We start from the raw sequence: 22,436 nt of genomic DNA, 5'->3' as shown, positions 1-22,436 counted from the left end.
GACCCGGTGATGGGCGCGCGCCCGCTGCGGCGCACCATCCAGCGCGAGCTGGAGGACACGCTGTCGGAGAAGATCCTTTACGGCGAGCTGCGTCCCGGTCAGATCGTCAAGATCGCGGTCGAGGGTGAGGGCGACAACGCCAAGTTCACCTTCGTCGGCGAGGACGCCCCGGCGCCGAGGGTTCCCGACTCGGCGGCGGCCATCGTCGAGGCGGGCCAGCGCTGACGCGCCGTCCCTCGCCGAGACACCGGTCGGTCTAGCCCGGCTCAGCCCGGACTAAGGCCTGGCCGGTCAAGTTTCAGGCAATGCGGAGCCCCGCGTGGCATGGTCCACGCGGGGCTTCGCTTTTTTGTGGGAGTATCCGGTATCGCGCCACCGGATGTAGTACTACACTGCGTAGAGCGAATACGGCCAAGTCTGGCTCAAGTGGCTCACAAGTAGCCGCCCGTAGCGTGACGTCGGCCCGGGGTCACCCCAGCGCAGTAGTCCGTAATGGGCTCCAGGGGTGACGCGCAGCCCGCGAACTTCCGGGCATGCTCGGGCAGACCCGGCCGGATTCCGGCAGGGAGGGGGCTTTCGCCCCCATACGGCCGGGCACCGCCGCCGATGGCGGCGGCACGGCTTACATACGTAGCACGCTGGAGGCACCGGATGCGCATGCGCCACGATGACGGCACGCTCGTTCACTTGGCATACAACGCCGGTGTTCACCCGGCCGAGGACCTTGAGAACCTGATCGCCCACCTCACGCGTTACGCGATGCCGGTTCGCAAGCGCCTCGGCGTCGAACGCCTGGGCGTGGGCCTGTGGCTGGCCCCGAGCGTCGCCGACCACCTGATAGCCGACCGCATCGAACTGGTCCGCCTGCGCCGCTCCCTTGAGGAGCGCGGCCTGGAGGTCGTCAGCCTCAACGGCACCGGCGGCCGCAACCTCGACTCCCCGGGCCCCGACTGGGCCAAGCCCGAGCGCTACCGCTACACGATGGCGCTGGCCAAGATCCTCGCCTTCCTGCTGCCCGACGACGTCGAGTCCGGGAGCATCTCCACCATCCCCATCGGCTGGCGCCGCGACTGGCCCGCCGACCTGCACACCATCGCGGCCAACCGCCTCGAACGCCTCTCCCGCGAGCTGCGCGGCCTGTACAGCGTGACCGGCAAGACCATCCGCGTCGGCTTCGAGCCCTGGCCGGGGTGCGTGCTGGAGACCACCGAGCAGGCCCTCGAACGCGTCTGCGGCATCGACTCCGAACACCTCGGCGTCTGCCTCGACGCCTGCCACCTGGCCGGCGGCACCGAAGAGCCCGGCGCGGCCCTGCGCAACCTGGCCCGCGCTGGCGCCCCGGTGGTCAAGCTGGGCCACCTGCACGCCCACGCGGGCGAGTCCCCGGGCGGCGAGGCTCCGACCACCGGGTCCGTACTGCAGGACACGCTCACCGCGATGCTGTCGGGCACGGTCAACGGCACGGCGCACGTCGAGGTGGAGACCCACGGCCTGGCCGTCCCGCTCCGGGCCAAGGGGCCGGGCGCGCTGGTCAACGCCCTCGCGGAGGAACTCGACTGGGCCCGGCGCAACCTCACTTCTCTGGGGCTGCAGCTCGCGGCATAGGTGGAATTGGGCCTGTATGGGGCTGTGAGGCGCTGTACGGGCCTGCGAAGTACCGAATGGGGGCTTTTGTTAAGTAGCGTCCTTCGGACGCCTAGGGGGCTTCAGGCTCTCTTCGCGGGGTGACCGTGTACGGCACGCACAGTGCCGTCCGACGTCCGTACCAGGCCAAGCCCCCTGCCCGGCGCTCTCCGAGCGCGGTCCTCCCTCACCGTTACGGCACCGGCTATCCCGCTCTTGGGGCCAACCCGGTGCCATACGCATCGGTTGCCGACCCGCCCTCAGCCACGCCTTCCCCTCACACGCCGCAGGCACCAGCCCGCCGTACGCCCTGCCGTCCCTGCGGTCGAACCCCCTGACACCCGTGCCGCCGTACGCCGCGCCCTCCCCGCCGGGGGCGGGCGCCCAATGGGCCTCGCTGCGCTCGGACGCCTTTCTGGCGTCGGGCGAAGCCCGACGCTCGCGCCGTCCGTAGGTCACCTGGAACGTGCCGGGGCTGGAGGCTTGGATCGCCCCTCCTGCTGCGCGTAACGCCCACGGCGAGCCGGTTTCCCTTGGCGAAGGCCGCACGCCGCAGGGATCCGACACCTGTGGAAGAGCTCCCCGGCGACCACCGCCCGCCGCTCCCGCGCCGCATCCTGCCCGCCCGGCCCGTCGTCTCGGCCTCGGCTGGGCGCTTTCCGTCGTCTCCGTGTGCCGTTTGTCGTCGCTGTGCGCCCTGCCGTCCGCGCGGGATCGAGGAGCCAATGGGCCTCGCTGCGCTCGGACGTGCTTTCTGGGTCGGGCTTCGCCCGACGCTTGCGCCGTCCGTAGGTCGCCTGAACGCCAGAGCAAGACCGAGATCTGGATGGATGCCAATGAATGCCAGGAAAGGCATGGCTCCGTCAGGTCATCGTTTTCGTGGGGCTCGGTCTTCGTGGTGAAGGTGGTGTCAGGCGTTGCAGGAGGATTCTGGAGCTTCGATGGTTCACTCTTCTGCGGCCACGCCGCGATGTCATCATGAGCCCACCTGGCGAGCCGTCTACCAGGCGTAATTTCGAAAGGTTATGTCTGATAACACTCCGCAATGGAGTTTCGATGCCGCGACGCCCTGATCCGCTCACTCCTACTCAATCGCCCTGGCATTTGCTCGGTGCGGCCATCCGGCATTGGCGAGGTGATCGCACCCAGCGTGAATTGGGTGACGCCGTGCACGTGGACAACAGCGTGATCTCCGAGTACGAGCGGGGGACCGTCCACCCCAGTGCGGACACCGTCCGGCTGATAGACGAAGTCACCGGCGCAGGAGGCCATCTCATCGCCCTGCATGCCTTCGCGGTGGAATTCGACGTGTTGCGCGCGGGTATTAGGAGAGGACGACCCCCTCACACCGAGGACGACGAGATGGAACGTCGTGCCACCGTACGCCTGCTGGCGGCTCTGTCAGCAGGCGCGGCCCTCCCCTTGGACTCTCTGGAGCTCCTTCGTTCGGGCCTCAACCGCGCGCTCGGTCAAGCGGACGATTTGGATGAGTTGGAGGCCGCCGCCTACGAGCTCGCGTACGCGATCAGGGTTCTTCCGCCGCGAGAGTTCATCGCGAAGGCGGCTCCTCGTCTCGCTGACGTTCAGTACGTCGCGCGGCATCGTCGTGATCTGGAGCAGGCGGGCCTTCAGCGGGTGACGGGGCAGATGTCCGCGTTGCTGGCGATCGCCCTGCACGAGTTGGGTGATCCGTCGGCGGCTCGACGCTGGTGGCGTACGGCGCGTAAGGCCGCTGACGCCTCCGGTGACCTGGGCCTGCGCGTATGGGTCCGCGGGCGGCACGCGTTCACCGAGTCGTGCGCTCTGCGACCGGTCGACGCGGCTTCCCTCATCGCCGAGGCGGAGGCACTGGCCGCAGGGAAGATGAGCGCGGGCCTGATGGAGGCACGGATAGCGCGGTCCATGGTGGAAATCGGTAGCGGCGACGCGGGCCACGATCCTGACCTGCTGGCGAAGTTCGACGAAGACGCGTCACGGCTGCCGGATGCGGTGGCCGGGGAGAGGGCGGCCATCTGGGGCTGGTCCCAAGAGCGACATGTGTGGGAACGCGCCGCCACATGTGTGCTCATCGGCGACCCGGAGGTCTATGACGAACTGACCCACCAGGCTAGGCGAGAGACCAACCCTCGCGCCCAGGGCATCCTCCAGATGCGCAAGAGCATGTGCCTGGTGCGAATGGGCGAGGTAGAGCAGGCCGTGGAAGAGACCGCGAGGGTGTACGGCGGGCTTCCCGCCCAGCACCGGACGACGGCTGTGCGGCTGTGGGCCGACCGGATCGTTTCGGCGCTGCCGCAGCAGGCGGAGGGGCTGCCGGCCGTACGAGAACTGCGGGCGCTGGTGGCGAGCTGAGAGCCAAGGCCGTTCATGGGAGGGGCGGCATGTGCTCGGCTCGGTCGATCGGATGATTGTTAGGCCATGTCGATGCCGGCCGCGCGCATCCGCTCCTCATCGCACAAGCGCAGCGGACGCCCCCGCCAGGCGCTCCGGATTCCGGCTCGCTCAGTGCAGCGCGACGGGCAGTCCGCCGCGCGCCTGGACCTGCCGCGCGCCCGTATGTCGTAGGTGGTCTGCCGGTAGCCGGGGTCGCGGCCGAGTTCGGCGACGACGCGCCGCCAGTACGTCTGGGTGGCGAACCGGCTGTTGAGGTAGACCACGGGACGGCCGGGCCCGCCGGTGTCGGTCACGGCCGGCAAGGTCAACCTCGGTGTGACGGCGCGCGCTCTGCTCAGGGCCGATTAGCCCACGGCGTAGATGGGGGAGTGGGGTCCGGCGTGTTCCCTAGCGTGGGACGCATGGACATCGTTCGACTGACTCCCGAACTCCACTTCTTCAGATTCCCCGTCGGGCACGTCTACCTGTGGGAGGACGCCGACGGGCTGACGCTGATCGACTCGGGGGCTCCCGGCGCCGGGGCGCGGATCGCGGAGGGGATCCTGGAGATCGGGCATCATCCGGGGGACGTGCGGCGGCTGGTGCTGACGCATGGCCACATCGATCATGTGGGCGGGGCGGCGGAGATCGCTTCGTGGGGCGACGTGACCGTCTACGCGCACCGGGCGGACGCGCCCGCCGTCCGGGGGGAGGCGGAGATGCCGCCGGCGGATCTGTCGGACTGGGAGCGGCCGATCTTCGAGCGGGCCAACAAGGAGATCTCGGTGGCGGCGCTTCGGCCGGTGCGGGTGGACCGCGAGGTCGAGGACGGCGACGTGATCGGCTTCGGCGGCGGGGCCAGGGTCGTGCCGGTGCCCGGTCATACGGCGGGCAGCGTTGTGCTGCACCTGCCCGCGTACGGTGTGTTGTTCACGGGGGACATCGCGGCGCGTGATCCGGGGTCTGACGATCCCGACACTCCGGTCTTTCCCGGAGTGTTCAACGTCGATCCGCCGCAGGCCCTCGACTCGTTCCGGCGGGTGGCGCTGCTGGAGACGGAGATCGCCTGTTTCGGGCACGGTGAGCCGGTCGCCGGGGGTGCCTCGGCTCGGTTCAGGGAGGCCGTCGGGCGGCTCTCCTGACACCGGCTCAGGACGTGGGGAGCCGGTAGGTGCCGTCGGAGAGGACTTCGGCGAGGCCGTCGGCGACGAGGCCGTCCAGGGCGCGCTCGCGCTGGATCGGCTCCGGCCAGACCACGTCGAGCGCGGACTTGGGCACCGCGCCGTGGGCCTGGCGGAGCACGGCGAGCAGGCGTCCACGGCACTGGCGGTCGGTGCCCTCGTAGGTCTGGCCCTTGCGGGCGGGGCCGTCGTGCGGCGGACGGCCCGCGAGCCGCCAGCGGCAGTGCGCGGTGATCGGGCAGTCCACGCAGCGCGGCGCGCGGGCCGTGCAGACCAGCGCGCCCAGCTCCATCACCGCGACGCCCCAGGTGGGGGCGTCGAGCACGGGGAGCAGGCCCTCGGCCAGGGTGCGCTCGGCGGCGGTGGTCGCCTTGGGCGGGTACTCCTCGCCGCGCATGGCCCGGGCGAGGACGCGCCGCACGTTGGTGTCGAGGACGGCGTGCCGTCCGCCGAAGGCGAAGCTGGCGACGGCGGCGGCGGTGTATTCGCCGATGCCGGGTAGCGAGCGCAGGACGGCGTGGTCGGACGGCACCTCGCCGCCGTGCTCCTCGGCGATCGCGCGGGCGCACGCGTGCAGGTTGAGCGCGCGACGCGGGTAGCCGAGCCTGCCCCAGGCGCGCACGGCCTCGCCGGGCGGCTCGGCGGCCAGCGCGGCGGGGGTGGGCCAGCGGGCGAGCCACGCGGCCCAGATCGGGAGCACGCGCGCCACGGGGGTCTGCTGGAGCATGATCTCGCTGACCAGGACGCCCCAGGGGGTGGTGTCGGGTCGCCGCCAGGGCAGGTCGCGGGCATGCGTGCCGTACCAGTCGAGCAACGGCTCACGCAGCGGATTCGGCTCGGCCACCCCACGAACCTAGCGGACCCCACCCTCACCCCGAACCGCCCGAGCCACCACGACGGTTCAGTGGGATGTCTGGAATGTCTGGGATTGTTGTTGAACCGCCTGGGCGGGTTTCAGGTTGCCCTCGCCCGGCAAGGATTCTGCATACTGTGCGTATGGATCCGGACACGTTCCGCGATGATCTTCGGCAGGCCGATCCCGAGATCTACTGGCGTCGCCGAATGGCGCTGCTCGTCGCGGTGCTCGTCGTCGTCGCCGTGGTGGCGTGGGCGTGCTCATCGACCTCTGGGGCGCATCGGCCCTCGGGCGCGCAGGCCATCCCCACCGGGCCGGATCCGCTGGCCGCGCTCGCGGCGAGTCCGAAGCCGGGGCCGTCCGCGAACGCCGGGGAGAAGGGGCGTAGGGCGCAGCCGACGCCCACGCCCGGCAGACCCGCCGTGCCCACGGCCACCGCCTCCGCCGCCGTCACGGCCGCGACGACGCTGTCGCCCAACACGGTGCCGAGCCCGCCGCGTCAGGAGGGCGATCCGTGCGCCAAGGGCGACCTGGTGGTGAGCCTGTCAGGTGAGCGTCAGGTCTACCCGGGCGGCACGCGCCCGAGGTTCACGCTGACCCTGGTAAACACCGGCGACCTCATGTGCAAGACCGATGTCGGGCCGCGCGCCCTGGAGGTGCGGATCACGTCGGGGAAAGACCGGATCTGGTCGTCGTCCGACTGCATCAGCGGCGACGGGATCGAGATCCGGCGGCTGGAGCGCGGCATCCCGTACGTCCGGCCGATCGAGTGGGATCGCCTGCGCTCCGGCTCCCGGTGCGACATCAGCCGCGCGGGCGCACGCCCCGGCACCTACGTGGCGGCCGTCCACGCCGACGACCTGGGAAACCCGGGGAAGGCTGTTTTTCACCTTCGGTGACCCAAAGTACCCAAAGCGCCCGTTACACGTAGCGTTCGAGGATGGAGGATTCGGCCAGGCGTGACAGGCCCTCACGGACGCTCCTGGCCCTCGCCTCGCCCACGCCGCCCACCGACTGGAGGTCGTCGATTCCGGCCGCGAGCAGCTTTTGCAGGCTGCCGAAGTGGTTGACCAGGCGTTCCACCACCGAGGCGGGGAGCCGGGGGACCTTGGCGAGCAGGCGGAAGCCGCGCGGGCTGAGCGGGATGTCGAGGGCGTCGGCCCCGGCGTAGCCGAGGATCGCGGCAACGCGGGGCAGGTCGAGGAGTTCGCTGGAGGACAGCAGGTCGAGTTCGTGCAGCGCGTCGGCCACCTTGCGCGGACGGCGGGCCGCACCCCCCGAAGGCGCCGGGATGTAGTCGCGCACGACCAGCTCACGGTCGGGCTCGACGCCCGCCACCAGCTCGTCGAGCTGGAGGCTGAGCAGCCGCCCGTCGGTGCCCAGCTCCACCACGTAGCCCTCGATCTCGCGGGCGATGCGCCGCACCATCTCCAGCCGCTGGACGACCACCGTGATGTCGCGGACCGTCACCAGGTCTTCGATCTCCAGCGCGGAGAGCGTGCCGGAGACCTCGTCCAGGCGGAGTTTGTAGCGTTCGAGGGTGGCCAGGGCCTGGTTGGCCTTGGACAGGATGACCGAGGACTCCTCCAGCACGTAGCGGATGCCGTCCAGGTAGAGGGCGATGATCCGCATGGACTTGCTGATGGAGATGACCGGGCGGCCGGTCTGCTTGGCCACCCGCTGGGCGGTGCGGTGCCGGGTGCCCGCCTCGTCGGTCGGGATGGAGGGATCGGGCACCAGGTGCACGGCCGCGCGCACGATCTTGTAGTCGTCGCGCAGCACGATCGCGCCGTCCATCTTGGCGAGTTCGCGCAGCCGGGTGGCGGAGAAGTCGACGTCGAGCTCGAAGCCGCCGCTGCACAACTCTTCCACCGTGCTGTCGTAACCGAGCACCACAAGCCCGCCCGTGTGCCCCCGCAGGACGCGCTCCAGCCCGTCGCGTAGCTCCGTGCCGGGCGCGACCTCGGCGAGTGTGGCTCTTCGTCGCTCGTCGAACCCCTTGTCGTCCGTTGCCACATGACCCCCGCTGGTCGCCTACCACAGCCAAGCTTACCGGCGCGCCATCGGACCGGGCCTGGCGGCCGGGGCAGTCAGGTGACGTGCCGCAGCGCGTCCCAGACATGCTCTACTTCTGTGACGTCGAAACCGGGCGCGAGGTTCGCGCTGCGGTCGCCGACGGGCACGAGAGATGCCGGGCCGCCGTCCTTGACGTCGAGCGAACCGGCGGGCACCAGCGCCTGGGAGAAGCCCAGCCGGGCCGCCTCGGACAGGCGTCGCCGCACGTCACGGACGGGACGCAGCTCGCCGGCGAGGCCGACCTCGCCCAGCACCACCATGCCGGGGGGAAGTGGTTTGTCACCCGCGGAACTGGCGACGGCGAGCAGCACGGCCAGATCGACGGCGGGGTCATTGAGCCGGATGCCGCCGACCGTGGCGGTGAAGACGTCGCAGCCGCTGAGCCGGGCATTGAGGCGGCGTTCCAGGACGGCGAGCACCATCGTCACCCGGAACGGGTCGAGCCCGGAGGAGGTGCGCCTGGGCTGCTGGGCCTCGGTGCGCGCGACCAGCGACTGCACCTCGGCGGGCAGCGGTCTGGTGCCTTCGACGGTGACCGTGACGCAGGTGCCGGGGACCGGCTCGCCGCGCCGGGAGACGAACAGGCCGGTGGGGTCGGTGAGGCCGTCGATGCCCCGCTCGTGCAGGTCGAAGCAGCCGACCTCGTCCACCGGGCCGAACCGGTTCTTGATCGCGCGGACCAGCCGGAGCCGGGAGTGGCGGTCGCCCTCGAACTGCAGGACGACGTCTACCAGGTGCTCCAGGACGCGGGGACCGGCGATGGAGCCGTCCTTGGTGACGTGGCCGACCAGGATGGTGGACATACCGCGTTCCTTGGCCAGTCGCACCAGGTTGCCCGCGACCTCGCGCACCTGGGTGACGCCGCCGGGCACGCCGGTGGCCTGCGCCGAGCCGATGGTCTGCACCGAGTCGACGATCAGCACGTCGGGGCGGACCTGCTCGACGTGGGCGATCAGCGCCGAGAGGTCGGTCTCGGCGGCCAGATAGAGGCGGTCCTGGAGCGCGCCGATGCGGTCGGCGCGCAGCCGCACCTGGGCGGCCGACTCTTCGCCGGTGACGTAGAGGACGGTCTCGGCGCGGGCGATCCTGGCCGCGGCCTCCAGCAGCAGGGTGGACTTGCCGATGCCGGGCTCGCCGGCCAGCAGCACCACCGCGCCGGGCACCAGGCCGCCGCCGAGCACCCGGTCGAGCTCGCCCACCCCGGTGGTGCGGGCGGCGGCGGTCTCGGCCTTGACCTGCCCGATCGGTATGGCGGGCGCGGTGACCGCCCCGGCCGAGGTCACGTGCACCCCGCCGCGGGTGCCCTCTTCCTCGACCGTGCCCCACGCCTGGCACTCTCCGCAGCGCCCGACCCATTTGGTGGTGCGCCAGCCGCACTCCGCGCAGCGGTAGCCGGGCTTTTGAGCAGTCTTGGCCATGCCCGGCAGGCTAGCGCCCCGAACCGACAAACAGGTGTCAGAAGACGTGCCAGCGCAGGATGTTCGGGTAGGCGATCTCCAGGCCGGGGGCTTCGGAGATGGCCAGATCGGCGACCTCGGGGGTGAATTCGATCCGCAGCACGGCCTCCAGGTCGGCCCGGCGCTCGAAGACCATCCGCAGGTCGAGGGGCTGTCGCCGCCAGCCGTGCCGGGCCCAGAAGTCTTCGACCGTTCGAAGGGAGTAGGTGGGGGTGGACCGGGAGAACCAGCGGCCGAAGGCGCCCCGGGAGGCGTCGAGGTCGATGACGAAGGCGACGCCGCCGCGCCGGACGACGCGTCTCAGCTCGGTGAGGCCGGGTTCGCAGCCGGGGCCGAAGAAGTAGGCCCAGCGGGCGACGGCGACGTCAACGGAGGCGTCGGGGAGCGGTAAGGACTGGGCGGAGGCGGTGTGGACGGAGACGTTGGGCAGGGCGGCGCAGCGGCGCGTGGCCAGGGCGGCCAGGTCGCCGTGCGGCTCGACGCCGACGACCCGCCGGGCGGTCGCGGCGAACGACGGCAGGTGGTAGCCGGTGCCGCAGCCGATGTCGAGGACGTCGGAGTCGTCCCAGGGGCGGATGGCGGCCATCGCGGCGTCGGCCCGGCGCTCGGGGTCGACCGCGCGGTTCTCCAGCTCGTAGACCCGGGGGTTGTTCCAGATGTTCGGACTGGGAATGGCACCTTTGGCGATCCGGCCCATGACGTCCAACCTATCCCGGCGCGAGGCCCGTTGAGCACGGGCGGATCGGCCGCGCGGCGGCCGAGTGACGCGGCCCACGGGCGGCGTGACGCCAATCATCGGCGCGCCCGCTTAGTCTGGCTAGTGAGCGATCGTGGCCGCAGTCGCCGATCCGACGGGCGGGGGCTCGGCCGCGAGCGGTGCCGAACAGCGAGGTCGCCAGATGAGTGACGTCAACGAGGTCGCCAGGGCGGCGATGTCCACGAGGTCCCGGAGTGAGTGAAGTGGTTCGACTGCCCAGTGCCGAGATCGCGCTTTCGACGGCGTCGGTTTATCCGGAGCGCACCCCCGACGCGTTCGAGCTGGCCGCGCGCCTGGGATACGACGGCGTGGAGATCATGGTGGGCGCCGACCCGGTGAGCCAGGACGTCGACGTCCTGGAACGGCTGGTCGATCACTACCAGATTCCGATCCTGGCCGTGCACGCGCCGTGCCTGCTGGTCACGCAGCGGGTGTGGGGGCGCGATCCGTGGGCCAAGCTGGTCCGGGCGCGCAAGGCCGCCGAGCGGCTGGGCGCGCGCACGGTGGTGGTGCACCCGCCGTTCCGCTGGCAGCGGGAGTACGCTCGCGACTTCGAGAACGGCCTGGCCAGGATGCGCGAGGAGACCGACGTCACGTTCGCGGTGGAGAACATGTTCCCGCTGCGTGCGCGCGGCAACGAGGTCGTGCCGTACTCCCCGAGCTGGAACCCGGTCGATCACGACTTCCCCGATGTGACGCTCGACCTCTCGCACACGGCGGTGTCGGGGTCAGACGCGATGGAGATGGCGGTCAAGCTGGGCGACCGGCTGGCGCACCTGCACCTGGCCGACGGGCTGGGCACGGCCAACAAGGACGAGCACCTGGTGCCCGGCCGGGGCAACCAGCCCTGCGCGCCGATCCTGGAGCGGCTGGCGGCCACCGGCTACGAGGGGCTGGTGGTGCTGGAGATCAACACCCGCAAGGCGGCCAGCCGCAGCGAGCGGATCGACGATCTCGCCGAGGCGCTGGCCTTCGCCCGCCTGTACCTGGCGGCGTCACCGGCGGGCACGTGAACGCGCCGACGCCCTCCGGCACCACCAGCACGGACCAAGGCGTGAGCACGAAGGCCCAGGCGGAAGGCGGTCAGCGGCGGCGCGGCCCCGGACGGCGGCCCGGACGCCGTCCCGGCGCGGCCGACACGCGCGGGGAGATCCTCGCCGCGGCGCGCAAGGTGTTCGCGGCCAAGGGCTTCGACAAGGCCACCGTCCGGGGGATCGCGCGGGAGGCCGGCGTCGATCCGGCGCTCGTGCACCACTACTTCGACAGCAAGGAGGGCGTGTTCGTCGCGGCGATGCAACTGCCCGCCGACCCCGGCGAGGTGATCCCGCGCATCCTGGACGGCCCGCGCGAGCAGACCGGGTTCCGGCTGGTCCGCGAGCTGCTGACGATCACCGCCAGCCCGCAGGCCCGCGAGCCGATGATGGCGCTGATGCGCACCGCGATGACCAACGAGCAGGCCGTCGGCATGGTGCGCGAGTTCCTCATGCAGGCGATCCTGGGGCGGGTGATCACGCTCGCGGGGGTGTCGCCGCTGCGTGCGGAGGCGGCGTTCGCGCAGCTCTTCGGCATGATGGCGATGCGCTACATCGTCAAGCTGGAGCCGCTGGCCACGGTGGAGATCGACGAGCTGGCCGAGGTGATCGGCCCGGCCGTGCAGCGCTACCTGTTCGACGACTGAGGTCTTCGCCGAGCGGGGTAGCGTCCACCCCCCGGCGACGGAGCGCACCGAGCATTGTTCTACCCTGGGCCCCCGGCCGTCATTCTCGGTGACCGCCGGTCTACGCTGGCAGCCAACGTAGTAGTGGGAGGTTCGGTGCTCCTCGTAGCGATCATAGGGCTATTGATGACCGCCGCGGCGGTCGCGTTGACGGCGCGCCGTGCGCTGTTCCTGTACCGGCTCGCCACCGTTGGCCAGCCGGCGCCGGAGCGTGTCGAGTACGCCAGGGACAACGCGGGCGCGGAGCTCAAGGCACAGCTCGTCGAGGTGTTCGGCCAGCGCAAACTGCTGAAGTGGACCCCTTCGGGCACCGCCCATTTCTTCGTCATGTGGGCGTTCTTCATCCTGCTCACCGTCTACATCGAGGCGTACGGCGCGCTCGTCCAGGGCGCGGTGACCGGCACCCCCGACTTCCACATCCCGCTCATCGGCACCTGGCCGGTCCTGGCGTTCCTGCAGGACTTCATCGCCGCCGCCGCGCTGATCGGGCTGGGCGCCTTCGCCGTCATCCGGGTGAAGAACTCGCCGAAGACCCTCGGCCGCTCGTCGCGCTTCTCCGGGTCGCACCTCGGCGGGGCCTGGCTGGTGCTGTTCATGATCTTCAACGTGATCTGGACGCTGTTCCTCTACCGGGCGGCGGCCATCAACACCGGCAACTTCCCCTACCGCTCCGGCGCGTTCGTGTCGGAGGGGGTCGCGGCGGCGCTGCGCCCGCTCGGCGAGGGGGCCAACGACGCGCTGGAGCACGTGGGCCTGCTGCTGCACATCGCGGTCATGCTGGTGTTCCTGGTGATCGTGGTGTACTCCAAGCACCTGCACATCTTCACCGCCCCGCTCAACGTGCTCTTCTCCCGCCGCCCCGACGGCATGGGCGCGGCGCAGCCGATGCGCAGCGGCGGCAAGCTGCTCGACTTCGAGGAGGCCGACCCCGACACCGACGTGTTCGGCCGGGGCAAGCTGGAGGACACGAGCTGGAAGGGCTTCCTCGACTTCTACACCTGCACCGAGTGCGGGCGGTGCCAGTCGCAGTGCCCGGCGTGGAACACCGACAAGCCGCTGTCCCCGAAGATGCTGATCCTCGACCAGCGCGACCACGCCTTCAAGGTCGCGCCGTACCTGCTGGCCGGTGAGGAGCAGCGCAAGGACCTCCACGAGGACGTGCTGGCGCTGCTGGACAAGCCGCTGGTCGGCGAGGACGGCGTGATCCACCCCGACGTGCTGTGGTCGTGCACCAACTGCGGGGCCTGCGTGGAGCAGTGCCCGGTGGACATCGAGCACATCGACCACATCCTGGACATGCGGCGCTACCAGGTCATGGTCGAGTCCAGCTTCCCCTCCGAGGCCGGGGTGATGCTGAAGAACCTGGAGAACAAGGGCAACCCGTGGGGGATGTCCGAGATGAAGCGCGCCGAGTGGGTCGAGGAGCTCGACTTCGAGGTCGAGATCGTCGACGACAAGATGCCCGAGGACACCGAGTACCTGTTCTGGGTCGGCTGCGCGGGCGCGCTGGAGGACCGCGCGAAGAAGACCACCAAGGCGGTCGCCGAGCTGCTGCACATCGCGGGCGTGAAGTTCGCGGTGCTCGGCCCGATGGAGGCGTGCACCGGCGACCCGGCCCGACGGCTGGGCATGGAGTTCCTGTTCTCGATGCTCGCCCAGCAGAACATCGAGACGCTCAACGACGCGGGCGTGAAGAAGATCGTGGCCACCTGCCCGCACTGCTTCAACACCCTGGCCAACGAATACCCGCAGCTCGGCGGAAACTACGACGTCGTCCACCACACCCAGTTGCTGGCCAAGCTGGTCGAGGAGGGCAAACTCACCCCGATCACGCCGATCGAGGAGAAGATCACCTACCACGACCCCTGCTTCCTCGGCCGCCACAACAAGGTCTACGCACAGCCCCGCGACATCATGGCCAAGGTCCCTGGCGTGCAGACCCAGGAGATGCACCGCTGCAAGGACCGCGGCTTCTGCTGCGGCGCGGGTGGCGCGCGGATGTGGATGGAGGAGCGGATCGGCAAGCGCATCAACACCGAGCGGGTGGACGAGGCGCTGACCACCGACCCCGACCGCGTCTCCACGGCCTGCCCGTTCTGCCTGGTGATGCTGGGCGACGCGATCAGCGAGAAGAAGAACTCCGGCGAGGCCAAGGAGTCGCTGGAGGTCGTGGACGTGGCCCAGCTCCTGATCAGGTCGGTCAAGGGCGAGGCGCCGGCCACCCCGGCCTCTTGACGGTTCTTTACAATTCAAGGTCGAATAGGCCCTGCTCCTGTGCCGACGCGGGTGTGGACGTGATTGGCAGGTGGAAGGGTGAAACCCTTTCTCCACATAACAGGAAAATCACGGTAACCTCACAGACGCGTGGCTCATTTCGAGGGGGAGGGCTGGCGGGTGCGCGTCGTGGTCACCGATGCCGAGGTCACCTTGGCCGATGTCCTCTCGCTGCGCCTGGCCGTCGACGGGCCGCTCGGTCACACGGCCGAGCTGGTCCTGCGCCACCGGGGCAACGGCGTCGAGCGGCACATCCCCCTCGACGGCTGGGGCGGCGACGTCCGTGACGCCGCGCTGGCGGTCTCCCTGGGCACGCTGCGGCTCGAACCGGGCCGGTGGGACGCCTATCTCGGCGTCGGCGAGCAGCGCGTCCGGCTCAAGAGCATCGACCCGGGCTTCTCCCTCGACCACCTCGACGCCTACGCGCTGGCCCGGCGCACCCTGGCGTACCGCGCCTACCGCACGCTCAACGGGAACCTCGCGCTGAAGATCTCCGAGGCCCGGCCGGTCGCCGACGTCCGCGCGGTGTGGTTCCGCGAGGGCCGGTTCGAGGTGACCGGGCTGCTGGCCTACACCGGGCTCGATGACGACGACGCCCGCCACGAGGCCCGCCTGGCGCTGCACCGGCGCTCCCCGGAGGCCGTCCTGACCGCCACGGCGACCGTCCAGGGCGTGCGCTTCCACGCGGCCCTGTCGCTGTGCGACGTCATCGAGGCGGCCAACGAGTCCACCGGGCCGTGGGAGCCCTCTCTGGAGGTCGAGGGCGTGGCCACGCCGCTGCGCCTGGGCGCCATGCTCGACGACGTGGACGGCAAGCGCCGCCGCCTGCACTACCCCGCCGCCACCGTGGACGGCGTGCCGATCCGGCCCTCCTTCACGGCCGACGACGAACTGCGGCTTGAGGTGGGCGTGTGAGGATCTGCGTGGTGCTGCCCTCGGTGTACGGCATGCGGGGCGACGTGCGGTCCGTCGTCAACCTCGCCGCCGACCTGGCCGAGCGCCACGACGTGGAGATCCTCAGCGTCAAGCGGCACCGCGACAAGCCGTTCTTCTCGATCGACCCCCGGGTGCGGCTGCGCTGGCTGATCGACGTGCGCCCCGGCGTGCGCCACCTGCTGCCCAACGGCCGGATGCGCGCCGAGGTCGCGCTGTGGCGCAGGCTGCGGTCGCTGCGCGCCGACGTGCTGATCACCACCCGGCCGGCCATCGGCGTGCAGGCGGCCAAGCACGCCCCGCGCCAGGTGATCAGGCTGGCCAGGGAGTGGGGGCGCCCGCCGTCCCCCGAGCCGATCAAACGCTTCTATCCGAGGCTCGATGGCGTGGTGGCCGCCACCGAGTCGGGGCGCGAAGAGTGGGGGCGCCTGCTGGGCGACTCGCCGGGCGGCGCGCCCGGCGAGGCGGGCGGGCCCGCCGTCCATCTGGTGCCCGACGCCCTTCCCGCGCCCCCGTGGCCGCGCTCGCGCATGGACAACCGCATCGTGGCGGCGGGCGGCCGGTGGGTGCCCGTGAAGGGCTACGACCGCCTGCTGCGGGCCTTCGCCGTGGTGGCGGACAAGCGCCCCGACTGGCGGCTGCGCCTGTACGGCTCCGGCCCCGAGGAGAAGCGCCTGCGCGGCATCGTGGGCGATCTGGGGCTGCACAACCACGTCTACTTCATGGGCATCACGCCGGATCTCACCGGCGAGTTCGCCAAGGCGTCCATCGTGGCGGTGTCCTCACAGGCCGAGGCGCTGGGCATGACCGTCATCGAGGCGCTCGGCTGCGGCGTGCCGGTGGTCGGCTTCGACGGCCCGCGCGGCCCCGGCCAGTTCGTCGAGTCCGGCCGCAACGGCCTGCTGGTGGCCGAGGGCGACGGCGAGGTCGAGGCGTACGCGGCGGCGCTGCTCTCGCTCATCGACGACGAGCGCCGCCGCCGGGCGCTGGCGGCCGGCGCGCTGGACAGCGCGGGCGGATACGCCGCCCCCACGGTCGCCGCGCGGTGGGAGGAACTCATCTCCGGCCTGCGGTGATACCGGTTAGGGGTACCTTGGGTACATGCATGGGTACAGCGGGGACAAGCAGGCCTATCTCACCCGGCTCCGGCGTATCGAGGGGCAGATCCGCGGCCTGCAGCGGATGGTCGAGGAAGACTCCTACTGCATCGACGTGCTCACTCAGGTCTCCGCCGCCACCAGGGCGTTGCAGGCGGTCGCGCTAGGCCTGCTGGAGGACCACATCGCGCACTGCGTGGCCGACGCGATCAACACCGGCGGCCCCGAGGCGCAGGAGAAGGTCAAGGAGGCTTCGGCGGCGATAGCCAGGCTGGTCAAGTCGTAGATGCGCCGAAGAAGACTGACTAGTCAACCGCGGGCGCGGCGGGCTAGTCGGTAAATGCGTAGTCCCGGCCTTCGGGTGGCCGGGACTAGGCAGATGTGATGGTCTTCAGTGAACCCTTTTCCACCGGGGCCTCGCAGACCGGCCGGTCGCAGGAGTTCAGTGGTTCGCCGGAGTCCGCAATCCGAGCGCGTTGTCTAGCTCCTCCAAGGTCAGCCGTCGCTCCGTGATGGCGACGGCGGTGAGCACCTCGGCGTAGAGAGCGATCTCGTCCAACGCGACACGGTCGTGGACCCGCAGGTCCATGTCGTCGTGCCCCACCGCGTCGTCCTTCCTTCCGCAGCCCACACCCATACCGAGGTTACGACTGGGGGCCTTTCGGCGACATGGCCCATCCTGACCATTCCTTCCCGCCTCTACCGATGCTGGGAAGGATCATTTACGGAGTGGGAGATCACAATTCGATGAATCTTGCGGACCGAGGGTATCGGAAGGATATAGAGGAGGTAAGCAGGAAATTACCCCCTTAATGGTTTAAGCCCGATTCATTGGCGAAGATCGGGTGGAGGGTGAGCCTGCGGGCGGTCGCCGACGCGGTCGCGAAGCCGCGCGCCGGGATCGCGACCTGGGCCAGCGAGCACCAGGCCAGCCCGGTGGCGTAGGCCGCGCCGAGCAGGGTCGCGCCGCTGCCGACGTCGGGCGGATGCAGGGCGGCGGGCAGCTCGCCGTCGTCGGGCCAGGTCGCGCGCAGCGTGTGCGTGCGGTCGGCCAGCACCGTGTGCATGACGTGGCGCATCTCCGGATCGAGCCACGGATAGAGCTTGGCGGCGGCCTTGGGCGCGAGCGCCGCGACGTCGGCGGCCAGCAGCGCCGCCGCCGTCACCCGGGGGTCGCCGCGCCGCCGGTTCAGGTAGCCGAGCGCCTGCACGAGGTCGTACACCGTGTGCCGGAAGTGCTCGCCGGGGGAGGTCTCGAAGATGACCGCGCGGGTCAGCTCCGGCGGGCAGCGGGCCAGCCAAGCGCGGCGCACGGCGGCGTCGCCCTGGTGCGCCGCCGCGTGGTCGAGATCGCGGGTGCGCAGCGCGGGCTGGAGCATCGCCAGCAGGGCGGTGGCGCGCGGGCGGAAGCGGTCGTCCTCCAGCACCGCGTCGGCGGTGTTGGCCATCAGCGCGGCGAGCCGCAGGCCCGCCTTGGGCTCCCCGGCCCTGATCCGCTCGGCGTACAGGCCCGCCAGGTCGAGCAGCGAGACCGGGCTCACCCACCGGACGAACTCGTCGCCGGGCAGGGCGCCCGCCAGGAACTCGCCGAACATCGACAGCAGCACCTCGTTGCCGTCGAACGCCGGGGCGTAGGCGCACCACATCAGCGTGCCCCACACGGCCGCGACCGTGCTGGAGACGTCGCCGGCGAAGATCTCGCGCAGCGGCTCCGTGGTCAGCGGGAAGTCCTCGTGGCGCGCCCTGCGCGACACCACCAGCGTGCGCACCCGCTCGATGATGTGCAGCGGCACGTCGGGGCCCACGAAGCACTGGGTGGACCCCTCTTCGAAGGAGAAGTCGGGGCCGGGCGGCACCAGCTCGGAGGCCAGCGTGGTGGTGTGCCGCACCACGTGGGCCGAGGCGCGAAGCCCCTGGTCGAGCGGTGGCGCGGACAGGTGCCAGCGCCCGTCCACCGGATCCTGGCGGTACCACCGCGCGTGCGCCCCGAACAGCCAGCGCCCGCCGTCGGGCGTGACGAGCATGCGCGCGGCCACGGCCTGCGCCTTGGCCTGTGACGGCAATCCCGTCCAGCGCGGATCGTCGACCATGGCGCGCACGTCGCCCTCGATGGTCGAGAATCCATCCCACTGTCGCACGGCGGCCATGTTAGACGTCCCGCGGGACGTTACGCCCCTGCACGGCGAGAGGTCAGGTTCGCCGCGCGGAGCGGTGCAGGTCCGCCTTGGCCATGTAACCGGCCGGTGTTCGGGTGAAGGTGTCCCGGTCGGCGTCGGTGAGCTCGCGGATCACCTTGGCGGGCGTGCCCGCCACCAGCACGCCGGGCGGCACCTTGCGCCCCGGCGGCACCACGGCTCCGGCCGCTACCAGCGAACCGGCGCCGACGCGCGCCCCGTTGAGCACGATCGCGCCGATCCCGATCAGCGCGCCGGTCTCCACATGGGCGCCGTGGACCACCGCGCGGTGCCCGAGGCTCACCCTGGGCTCCAGGACGGCCGGGTGCCCCGGATCGGCGTGCATGCAGCAGAGATCCTGGATGTTGCACTCTTCGGCGACCTCGATGCGCTCGTCGTCGGCGCGCAGCACACTGCCGTACCAGACGTTGGCCGCCCGGCCCAGCCGTACCCTGCCGACCACGACGGCTCCCGGGGCGACATACGCTTCTGGATGGATGTCGGGAGTCGCGTCAGGGGGGAGGGCCGCGATGAAGGGGAGAGCTTCCATAGATTCATGGTAGTAAGTCCGATATTTCAACAGCAGGTGGTGCGTTCGGGTTGCGGAGTCGGCCCGCAGGCAGGAAAGTCGTCTCCTGACGTCAGTCGCCACGTCTCACCCCGGCACACCTCCGGCCAGAGCCGTCGTCCTTCTTCACCTCGTAGACCCCCAGGGCAATGCCATGACAAATCAGCAGGAAAGCTTCCCCGACCTGATGCAGGACGACTCGTTCGAGGTCGTCATGCGTGGCTACAGCCGTCGCCAGGTCCACGACTACATGATCCGCAGCCGCAACCAGATCCGTGATCTGGAGGAGCGGCTGGCGCGCGCGATCGACCAGGCCGAGCAGGGGCGCATCGAGCTGGCCGAGGCCCGCAGGCGCATGGTCGAGGCCCCGCAGAGCTACGAGGACCTCAGCCCCCGGCTGGCGCAGATCCTCAAGCTGGGCGAGGAGGAGGCCGCCGCCAAGCGGGAAGACGCCGAGAACGAGGCCACCCGGCTGCGCGACGACGCCACCACCGAGGCCGAGCGGCTGGTCGGGTCGGCGAAGGAGCAGTCCGAGGGCATTCTCAGCGCGGCGCAGGCGGAGGCCGAGCGCCGGGTGGGCGAGGCGACCGCCGCCGCCGAGCGGATGCTGGCCCAGTCCCAGGCCCAGGCCGAGGAGACCGTGTCCACCGCGCGGGCCGAGGCCGAGGAGAAAGTGCGCACCGCGCAGGCCGAGGCCGAGCGGGTGCTCAAGGCGGCCAGGAGCGAGTCGGAGCAGACGATCGGCGCCGCCCGCGCGGAGGCCGACGCCACGCTCGGTGCCGCGCGCTCGGAGGCCGAATCCACGCTGACGTCGGCACGATCCGAGGCCGAGTCCACGCTGACCTCCGCCCAGGGCCGCGCCTCCGCGCTGGACGAGCAGACCGGCCGCAGGGTCGCCTACCTGACCGACACGCACGGTGAGGTCATGCGGCGGCTCAACGAGATCGGCTCCGTGCTGGGCGACCTGCTGCACCAGGAGAGCGCCGCCGGGCCGCTGGTGAACGAGGCCCAGGTGCTGCCGCCCCCGCCGATGCGTGAGCTGACCGAGCCGCGTGACGCCCTGCCCGAGTCGGCCGACGACCCGCACCGGCTGGTCGAGCCGCGCGACGCCGCGGACCCCGACGTCGAGGTGGTCCGGGTGATCGTGGACGCCGACGAGGCGAACCGGGGCGCGGGGCGCCCCTCGGAACGGGACGGCGACCTGGAGACCGATTCCGACGACCGGCCGGGGCGTGGCGATCACGATGCCGAGGCCGACGGGGTGCCCGACTCGTTCGCTCCGTCCCAGCGCGACCGGGGATGACCTTCCTGACCGTGATCGGCGGTCGCCGTCCCGTTCCCGTGCGCGGGCATTGGTGCAGTGGGTGTGGGCTCGCCCGCGCACGCATCGGTTACTGCGGAGAACCCGACCCGCGGCGCCGTTGACGCGGGTGGGTCGAAGCGGAAACCCCCGCCCCCGATAGGGTCGGAGGCTTCCGCGTCTGTGGTGCCCGGCGCCGGGGCCGCGCTGCGCGCCGAACCCCGGCACCGGGCGGCGTGGGCCCCGTGGAACGCCCCCCTCGGTGTGGCGCGTTCCACGGGACGTGCTAGGGGTCGGGCTCCAAGGAGGCGGCCCGTTCTCGCTGGTCGACCAGTTGTTCGCGCAGGCCCTCCGGGGTGTCGGCGTCGATGGTCATGGCGAGGCCCGCCTCGCGCTCGGTAAGCGACAGCGGGTGGTGGCGGGTGGCCCACCACCGTCCCGCGTCGCTACGCCAGATGGTCCAGTCGGGGTACTCTCGGGCGATTTCTGCGAGATGCCGGTCCAAGGACATCTAGTCCACCCTTTCCCCGAGGCCCGGTTTGCGCCCTTGCACCTTTGACGGTGAGGCACATCTCTAGAGAAATCAATGATCGGTGGGGGTAGGTCAACCTTCCCGCTTGATTTTTTCGCTTGACTTAGGCGTCGAAGTCGTACTGGAGTACATACGACGCGGCGTCTAAGACCATGATGTTGACCTCCACCGCCGTGCCTCCCGCCGTGTAGGCGGTCCTGCACACGACCAGCACCGGAGTGCCCGCCGGGAGGTCCAGCGAGGTCGCCTCCTCCGGCTGCGGCATCCTCGCCTGCACCTCCTCGGTGAAGTGCGCCGGGGCCTGGCCGAGGTCGCCGAGCCTGGCGTAGACGCCGCCGGGGCCGGTGTCGGGGAGTGTGATGGGGGTCCCCTCGACCAGGTCGGCGGGGAAGTACGAGGTGGCGAACTGCACCGGCCTGCCGTCCACCGAGTAGCGCCTTCTGCGGACCCACACCTCCGATCCTGCGAGCACCCGCGCCACGTTCTCGGGCGCGGGCTCGCGTGTGATCCGCACCGCGTCGACCGTGTACGGCCGGCCCCGCGTGTCGGAGTCCCAGATCGCCCGGCCCTGTCCCCATTGATCGCGCGCCAGACGGCGGGAGCCGTGCCGCCTGATCGGCTTGAACCTCCGCACGTAGACTCCTGACCCGCGTTTGGGCACGGCCAGACCTTCGTTGATGAGCACGGAGAGCGCCTGTCTGGCGGTGGCGCGGGCGATCCCGTACTCCGCCATCAGGGCGTTCTCACCCGGCAACCGATCCCCGTCTCGCAGTTCGCCGGACAGGATCGCGGCGCGGAGCCCGTCGGCTATGCGCCGATAGATCGGGGGCTCGTTGGATACCGGGGATTCCGACACGTTTGATCACCCTCTGTCACCAAGTGGGTTTGGCGTCTCCAGAGAACTTGCCCCGTCTTGTCCACGATCGCACAGATACGCAGGTTGGTCGCGAGCTGATTTTGAGCGGATCGTGCCCGTGTGGTGATCTCCGGGGGTTTTCTCAGTCCGTTACCGTGGAACGGTCCGGACCGCTAATGAGGGTGCCCACCACGGACGGCTGACAACCGCGCCGACAAGGGCCCCCGCCGTGTTCATCATGACGTCGTCGATCGAGCTGACGCGACCCAGCGCCAGGGCGTACTGGAGCACCTCCACGGTGAGCGAACCACCGGCGGCGACCCCCGCGACCACCGCGAGACCGGCCGGGCGGGCCAGCCGCGAGAAGCGCACCGGCAGCATCGCGCCGAGTGCGGAGAACACCAGCAGATTGCCTCCGACCTGCACCGAAACCACCGACGGCGGCGCCGTGGCGAGCAGCGCCAGATCGCGGAACGGCACCGCGCTGACCCCGCCGGGACCGGGGCGCGGAGTCAGGATCATCCACAGCCACGGCAGGGTGCCCACCACCATGACCACGTCGGCCAGCGCGGTGGGGGGGGGGGGGGGGGGGCCCCGCCCGCCCCCCCCCCCCCCCCCGGCCCCCCCCCCCGCCCCGCCGGGGGGGGGGGGCCCCCCGCCCCGGG

23 protein-coding genes are annotated in these 22,436 nt (G+C 70.9%); 12 read left to right on the top strand and 11 right to left on the bottom strand.

What is annotated here, in order from left to right; genetic code table 11:
• The 3 genes from P3X83_RS42580 to P3X83_RS42570 all read left to right on the top strand — a co-directional run.
• The coding region (locus P3X83_RS42580) for a hypothetical protein (RefSeq protein ID WP_277311147.1) at positions 1-225 on the top strand (225 nt) is incomplete at its 5' end.
• Positions 226-687: 462 nt separating this feature from the next.
• Positions 688-1,605, top strand: coding sequence for a TIM barrel protein (locus P3X83_RS42575; RefSeq protein ID WP_277311146.1), 918 nt, complete (start codon positions 688-690; stop codon positions 1,603-1,605).
• 858 nt (positions 1,606-2,463) lie between these two features.
• Complete coding sequence (locus tag P3X83_RS42570) at positions 2,464-3,972, top strand: helix-turn-helix transcriptional regulator (RefSeq protein ID WP_346742795.1); 1,509 nt, start codon at positions 2,464-2,466, stop codon at positions 3,970-3,972.
• A 59-nt stretch (positions 3,973-4,031) separates the two neighbouring features.
• Here P3X83_RS42570 and P3X83_RS42565 read toward each other — a convergent pair whose 3' ends face one another.
• Positions 4,032-4,307 (bottom strand): hypothetical protein, encoded by a 276-nt coding sequence (locus tag P3X83_RS42565; protein WP_277311144.1) that lies wholly within the window; start codon positions 4,305-4,307, stop codon positions 4,032-4,034.
• Positions 4,308-4,415: 108 nt separating this feature from the next.
• Here P3X83_RS42565 and P3X83_RS42560 point away from each other — a divergent pair, with 108 nt between their 5' ends.
• A complete protein-coding gene (locus P3X83_RS42560; protein WP_277311143.1) occupies positions 4,416-5,135 on the top strand; it encodes an MBL fold metallo-hydrolase in 720 nt (239 codons plus the stop codon).
• 7 nt (positions 5,136-5,142) lie between these two features.
• On the opposite strand, the gene P3X83_RS42555 is transcribed toward P3X83_RS42560, so the two are convergent.
• The gene (locus P3X83_RS42555; protein WP_277311142.1) at positions 5,143-6,018 is read right to left on the bottom strand and encodes an A/G-specific adenine glycosylase; all 876 of its coding nucleotides are present in this window, start codon (positions 6,016-6,018) and stop codon (positions 5,143-5,145) included.
• A 152-nt stretch (positions 6,019-6,170) separates the two neighbouring features.
• Between P3X83_RS42555 and P3X83_RS42550 the strand changes: the two genes are divergently transcribed.
• Positions 6,171-6,929 carry a hypothetical protein gene (locus P3X83_RS42550; protein WP_277311141.1) on the top strand — a complete coding sequence of 253 codons (759 nt, stop codon included), beginning with the start codon at positions 6,171-6,173 and terminating at the stop codon, positions 6,927-6,929.
• 22 nt (positions 6,930-6,951) lie between these two features.
• Here the strand turns inward: P3X83_RS42550 and disA are convergent, their stop codons facing one another.
• From disA to P3X83_RS42535, 3 genes are all read right to left on the bottom strand, one after another.
• Positions 6,952-8,046: a DNA integrity scanning diadenylate cyclase DisA gene (gene disA / locus P3X83_RS42545; protein WP_277311140.1), complete on the bottom strand. Its 1,095-nt coding sequence runs from the start codon at positions 8,044-8,046 to the stop codon at positions 6,952-6,954.
• Between the two features lie 74 nt (positions 8,047-8,120).
• A complete protein-coding gene (gene radA, locus P3X83_RS42540) occupies positions 8,121-9,524 on the bottom strand; it encodes a DNA repair protein RadA (RefSeq protein ID WP_277311139.1) in 1,404 nt (467 codons plus the stop codon).
• Positions 9,525-9,561: 37 nt separating this feature from the next.
• Complete coding sequence (locus P3X83_RS42535) at positions 9,562-10,260, bottom strand: class I SAM-dependent methyltransferase (protein ID WP_277311138.1); 699 nt, start codon at positions 10,258-10,260, stop codon at positions 9,562-9,564.
• A gap of 254 nt (positions 10,261-10,514) precedes the next feature.
• Between P3X83_RS42535 and P3X83_RS42530 the strand changes: the two genes are divergently transcribed.
• From P3X83_RS42530 to P3X83_RS42505, 6 genes are all read left to right on the top strand, one after another.
• A complete protein-coding gene (locus P3X83_RS42530) occupies positions 10,515-11,333 on the top strand; it encodes a sugar phosphate isomerase/epimerase (RefSeq protein WP_277311137.1) in 819 nt (272 codons plus the stop codon).
• Positions 11,334-11,374: 41 nt separating this feature from the next.
• Positions 11,375-11,998, top strand: coding sequence for a TetR family transcriptional regulator (locus P3X83_RS42525; RefSeq protein ID WP_277311136.1), 624 nt, complete (start codon positions 11,375-11,377; stop codon positions 11,996-11,998).
• Between the two features lie 165 nt (positions 11,999-12,163).
• The gene (locus P3X83_RS42520; RefSeq protein WP_277311135.1) at positions 12,164-14,272 is read left to right on the top strand and encodes a (Fe-S)-binding protein; all 2,109 of its coding nucleotides are present in this window, start codon (positions 12,164-12,166) and stop codon (positions 14,270-14,272) included.
• Positions 14,273-14,401: 129 nt separating this feature from the next.
• Complete coding sequence (locus tag P3X83_RS42515) at positions 14,402-15,226, top strand: hypothetical protein (RefSeq protein ID WP_277311134.1); 825 nt, start codon at positions 14,402-14,404, stop codon at positions 15,224-15,226.
• Positions 15,223-16,320: a glycosyltransferase gene (locus P3X83_RS42510; protein WP_277311133.1), complete on the top strand. Its 1,098-nt coding sequence runs from the start codon at positions 15,223-15,225 to the stop codon at positions 16,318-16,320. The genes P3X83_RS42515 and P3X83_RS42510 overlap by 4 nt, the downstream gene beginning before the upstream one ends.
• A gap of 25 nt (positions 16,321-16,345) precedes the next feature.
• The gene (locus tag P3X83_RS42505; protein WP_277311132.1) at positions 16,346-16,627 is read left to right on the top strand and encodes a metal-sensitive transcriptional regulator; all 282 of its coding nucleotides are present in this window, start codon (positions 16,346-16,348) and stop codon (positions 16,625-16,627) included.
• A 156-nt stretch (positions 16,628-16,783) separates the two neighbouring features.
• On the opposite strand, the gene P3X83_RS42500 is transcribed toward P3X83_RS42505, so the two are convergent.
• From P3X83_RS42500 to P3X83_RS42490, 3 genes are all read right to left on the bottom strand, one after another.
• The gene (locus P3X83_RS42500; protein WP_277311149.1) at positions 16,784-16,972 is read right to left on the bottom strand and encodes a hypothetical protein; all 189 of its coding nucleotides are present in this window, start codon (positions 16,970-16,972) and stop codon (positions 16,784-16,786) included.
• A gap of 178 nt (positions 16,973-17,150) precedes the next feature.
• The gene (locus tag P3X83_RS42495) at positions 17,151-18,488 is read right to left on the bottom strand and encodes a hypothetical protein (RefSeq protein WP_277311131.1); all 1,338 of its coding nucleotides are present in this window, start codon (positions 18,486-18,488) and stop codon (positions 17,151-17,153) included.
• 43 nt (positions 18,489-18,531) lie between these two features.
• Positions 18,532-19,065: a gamma carbonic anhydrase family protein gene (locus P3X83_RS42490; RefSeq protein WP_277311130.1), complete on the bottom strand. Its 534-nt coding sequence runs from the start codon at positions 19,063-19,065 to the stop codon at positions 18,532-18,534.
• A gap of 172 nt (positions 19,066-19,237) precedes the next feature.
• On the opposite strand from P3X83_RS42490, the gene P3X83_RS42485 reads away from it, so the two are divergent.
• Entirely contained in the window at positions 19,238-20,386 is a 1,149-nt protein-coding gene (locus tag P3X83_RS42485) for a hypothetical protein (protein WP_277311129.1), read from the top strand.
• Positions 20,387-20,669: 283 nt separating this feature from the next.
• Here the strand turns inward: P3X83_RS42485 and P3X83_RS42480 are convergent, their stop codons facing one another.
• The 3 genes from P3X83_RS42480 to P3X83_RS42470 all read right to left on the bottom strand — a co-directional run bounded on the left by P3X83_RS42480 (position 20,670) and on the right by P3X83_RS42470 (position 22,323).
• On the bottom strand, positions 20,670-20,894 hold the full coding sequence (locus tag P3X83_RS42480; protein ID WP_277311128.1) for a hypothetical protein: 225 nt from the start codon (positions 20,892-20,894) through the stop codon (positions 20,670-20,672).
• A gap of 124 nt (positions 20,895-21,018) precedes the next feature.
• Positions 21,019-21,771 carry a GntR family transcriptional regulator gene (locus tag P3X83_RS42475; protein WP_277311127.1) on the bottom strand — a complete coding sequence of 251 codons (753 nt, stop codon included), beginning with the start codon at positions 21,769-21,771 and terminating at the stop codon, positions 21,019-21,021.
• Positions 21,772-21,921: 150 nt separating this feature from the next.
• Positions 21,922-22,323, bottom strand: a complete 402-nt coding sequence (locus P3X83_RS42470) for a VanZ family protein (RefSeq protein WP_277311148.1) — start codon at positions 22,321-22,323, stop codon at positions 21,922-21,924.
• Positions 22,324-22,436 lie beyond the last annotated feature (113 nt).

It is taken from the genome of Spongiactinospora sp. TRM90649, assembly GCF_029382225.1.
Taxonomy (GTDB): Bacteria; Actinomycetota; Actinomycetes; order Streptosporangiales; family Streptosporangiaceae; genus Spongiactinospora.
Note: the sequence above shows the minus strand (reverse complement) of the source record. Positions and strands in the feature narration are given on the sequence as shown.